Source organism: Sporosarcina ureae (genome assembly GCF_029267015.1).
GTDB classification, from domain to species: domain Bacteria; phylum Bacillota; class Bacilli; order Bacillales_A; family Planococcaceae; genus Sporosarcina; species Sporosarcina ureae_D.
In genome coordinates this window covers 1-3600 of record NZ_JARIEA010000065.1, presented here as the reverse complement: position 1 = coordinate 3600, position 3600 = coordinate 1, and the positions used below count along the sequence as shown (strand labels likewise).

The window sequence follows — 3600 nt, the reverse complement described above, 5'->3', positions numbered from 1 at the left end:
TTTCAGTGTATTATGAGAAATACTTGTTTACTTGTTCAAATACATCAGATTCCATGACGACTTTGCCATATTCCTCTATACGATGAATAGACATCTTAGACACCGCGCCGTATTCTGTAATCATACTGGAAATGTCCTTCGAACGCTTCTTCTCGATTAGAGAATAATCGAAGCGTAAGTTGAGATAATAACGATCCTCGAATGCATATAGTTGCGATTCAAATTCGTCTTCGAGTGAAATCATCTTGCTTGCCAATGGTATGATCTGGTCAAACTCATTAAAAACAAATACTCTATTTGTAATCTGCGACTCTTCTTCACTTTCTTCTTCATCCGAGTCATTAATCGCATCAAAAATCGGATCGAATAATTCTTCTGGATCTTCAATTCCAAATGGAAACTGTGAAGATTCAGCGTTCTTTGGAAGATGTGCACGAGTTACAATTACTTCAATGCCTTCATTCATCGCATTGACTTGGATCCAAAGCGGTCCCTCTACTTCGAATTCAGTATCGTCACCAAGTTCATCCATCATATCCCAAAAAAGTTCTTCACTCTTGTCGCGATTATACCAGACGTCTTCTTTACTAAAACCACGGGCTTCGATATCTCCATAGGATAAATAAAACTTTACCGTGTTTTCATTAATGCGCTCTATTTCCATCCCTTATCTCTCCCTTCTGTAGAACAGGCCCTCCCCTGTCATATACTAATACACACTTGCAATGCTTATTACTACTATATGTCGGCTCCGACGTATTCGTAAGGGTTTCTTGTATTTCATTAAAACTTTGTCAGCATTGAAGTGGTTAACTTAGAGGAATACAAGGGAATATCAATTCAAAAAAGCTGATAGGCACAATTGTATCCCGTGTCATCCCTATCAGCTTTTGTTATTAAGATTAGTTTACCATACGCCGCGCTTCGAGCAGCTGATAGGCTCTAACTTTTCTCGGTAGGAAACGACGAATCTCATCTTCATTGTACCCTACTTGGAGTCTTTTTTCATCTAGAATGATTGGTCTTCTCAAAAGACCAGGATGTTCTTGGATTAACTCATATAATCTTTGAAGTGGAAGACTTTCCACGTCAACATTTAATTTTTGGAATATCTTGGATCGTGTTGAAATAATTTCGTCAGTACCATCTTCCGTCATGCGAAGAATTTGTTTGATCTCTTGAATATTCAATGGTTCAGAGAAAATATTACGCTCTGTATAAGGAATCTCATGTTCCTCCAACCATGCTTTTGCTTTTCTACAAGATGTACAACTAGGCGATGTATAAAGTGTAACACCCATTTATTGACACGTCCTTTCCTACGGCTTACGCACATTAGATTTAGTGTATTTGCAGTTCATGTAATTCACTTTAGAATTATTATAATTAATGTCTATACTGTTCATTATACACACATTCATTCTCAATTAATATAGTTTTTCAAAAAAACTTATTCATATTGCTTAATTTCTTATTTTTCAACAATCTAGTCAAGAATCATGATGTTTTCTGCGATAAATGAACACCTTCTACTTTTATACCCAGTGCTGAAATGTTTTAAACATTTCATTTGTAAATAATTGCATTCTCATTTAGAAATGAATTCTACTAATTATTCGTTCTCTTTATAGTACGTACAGGTGTACTAAAAGGTTTCATGTTATTCAAATCTTTTTCGTTTTCTACAAATGAAAGTTGCATTTTTCAAAAAGTATCGATATAATTTTAAGCAATAAGTGAACGGCACTGAAGGAAAAAGTATTTTTGTAACGGTTTTTGTAGAGAGCTTGTATAGGGTGAGAGCAAGTAAAACCGCACAAAAAGAATGGGCTCCTGAGCTTGATGGATGAATACAGTACTCCATCACGTCTTCCCGCGTTATGGGAATTGAGCGGCTTTTATTAGCAATTCGGGTGGTACCACGGTTACCTTTCATCAATCGTCCCTATTTATAGGGGATGACTGATGTTTTTTTATGCCGTTTTTCACGTACGATACAGGCTAATCTGTTATAGCCTGCAATTAAAGGAGGAAACACAATCATGAAAACTATTTTTTCAGGTGTACAACCAACAGGTGTCATCACATTAGGAAACTATATTGGCGCATTCCGTCAATTCGTTGAGCTTCAAAATGACGAAGACTGCATTTTTTGTATCGTTGATCAGCACGCAATTACAGTGCAGCAAGATCCGGATGAACTAAAACAAGCAATTCGTTCATTAGCCGCTACCTATATTGCAAGCGGCATTGATCCTCAGAAATCTATTTTATTTATCCAATCAGAAGTTCCAGCACATGCACAAGCTGGATGGATCATGCAATGTATTTCCTATATCGGTGAGCTTGAGCGCATGACACAGTTTAAAGATAAATCTGATGGAGCAGAAGGTGTATCTGCCGCGCTTCTTACCTACCCTCCATTAATGGCTGCGGACATTTTATTGTATAACACGGATATCGTTCCCGTCGGAGAAGATCAGAAGCAACACTTGGAATTAACAAGGGATTTAGCAGAGCGCTTCAATAGCCGATACGGAAAAGTATTGACCATTCCGGCCGTTCGTATTCCTAAAAACGGAGCTCGCATAAAATCTTTACAAGATCCATTAAAGAAAATGAGCAAATCCGATCCAAATAAAAAAGCAACAATCACGATTTTGGATACACCGAAAGAAATCGAAAAGAAAATCAAGAGCGCTGTAACAGACTCAGAAGGCATCGTAAAATTCGACGTAGAAAACAAACCAGGTGTCTCCAATTTGTTAATCATCGAATCTTCTTTAAGTGGAATGTCCATCGAAGAATTAGAAGCAAAATACGAAGGCCAAGGCTACGGAGCATTTAAAATGGGCGTCGCGGATGCTATCAACCAACATTTGGCTCCAATCCAACAACGCTACCATGAACTAATCGACTCCCCTGAACTCGATGAAATTCTCGACCAAGGAGCCGAAAAAGCAAACACCATCGCCTCCGCCACCCTTAAAAAGATGGAGGCCGCGATGGGCTTGGGACGTACACGGTAAGCAATAAAGACACAACCGCAATCACCAGCATCAAAAAATCTGTCGACTGCAAAATGAAAACTAAAATCTGTCGATAATCATACCCAAGCGCTGAATAATTCAAGTAAAACAACAAATTAGCCAGCGTCACCACAATCACACAATAACTACAAACAAATATAAAAAAACGCGTCACCGACATCTCGTCCTTTACACCTTTTCTCCATCCTATGTTCAGAACAGGTGTAATAAGACAAGTCTTAACCCCAATAACCAAAAACGACTGAAAACATCTCCAGAAATTTTCACGGAGCTTGTCTTCAGTCTTTTTGATTTTGGGTTTGGGTTTGGGTTTGGGTTTGGGTTTGGGTTTGGGTTTGGGTTTGGGTTTGGGTTTGGGTTTCAATGCATCATTGTTCTACCACTAGAACAATATGCTAGTTTACCGTAAGTGCAAGGCGGCGACTCCCGATGGATCAGCCCGATCAGGTGAGACAACCAAAGGGAGCCTGCGACCTGGTTGGCTCACCGCGGGCCCATGGGAAAGCGTCCGCCTGGAACGTCGGTAAACGGTGCCCTTCCACTCACCAAT

At 39.2% G+C, this 3600-nt stretch carries 3 protein-coding genes and 1 other annotated feature; of the genes, 1 reads left to right on the top strand and 2 read right to left on the bottom strand.

Annotated features, from left to right (window positions below; translation table 11 throughout):
• Positions 1-10: 10 nt before the first annotated feature.
• Complete coding sequence (mecA, locus tag Q7P97_RS10965; RefSeq protein ID WP_085428461.1) at positions 11-664, bottom strand: adaptor protein MecA; 654 nt, start codon at positions 662-664, stop codon at positions 11-13.
• Positions 665-902: 238 nt separating this feature from the next.
• Positions 903-1301 (bottom strand): transcriptional regulator SpxA, encoded by a 399-nt coding sequence (gene spxA, locus Q7P97_RS10960; RefSeq protein WP_009765721.1) that lies wholly within the window; start codon positions 1299-1301, stop codon positions 903-905.
• A gap of 436 nt (positions 1302-1737) precedes the next feature.
• Positions 1738-1950, top strand: a binding site (T-box leader).
• A gap of 92 nt (positions 1951-2042) precedes the next feature.
• Between spxA and trpS the strand changes: the two genes are divergently transcribed.
• On the top strand, positions 2043-3029 hold the full coding sequence (gene trpS / locus Q7P97_RS10955; RefSeq protein ID WP_303969231.1) for a tryptophan--tRNA ligase: 987 nt from the start codon (positions 2043-2045) through the stop codon (positions 3027-3029).
• Positions 3030-3600 lie beyond the last annotated feature (571 nt).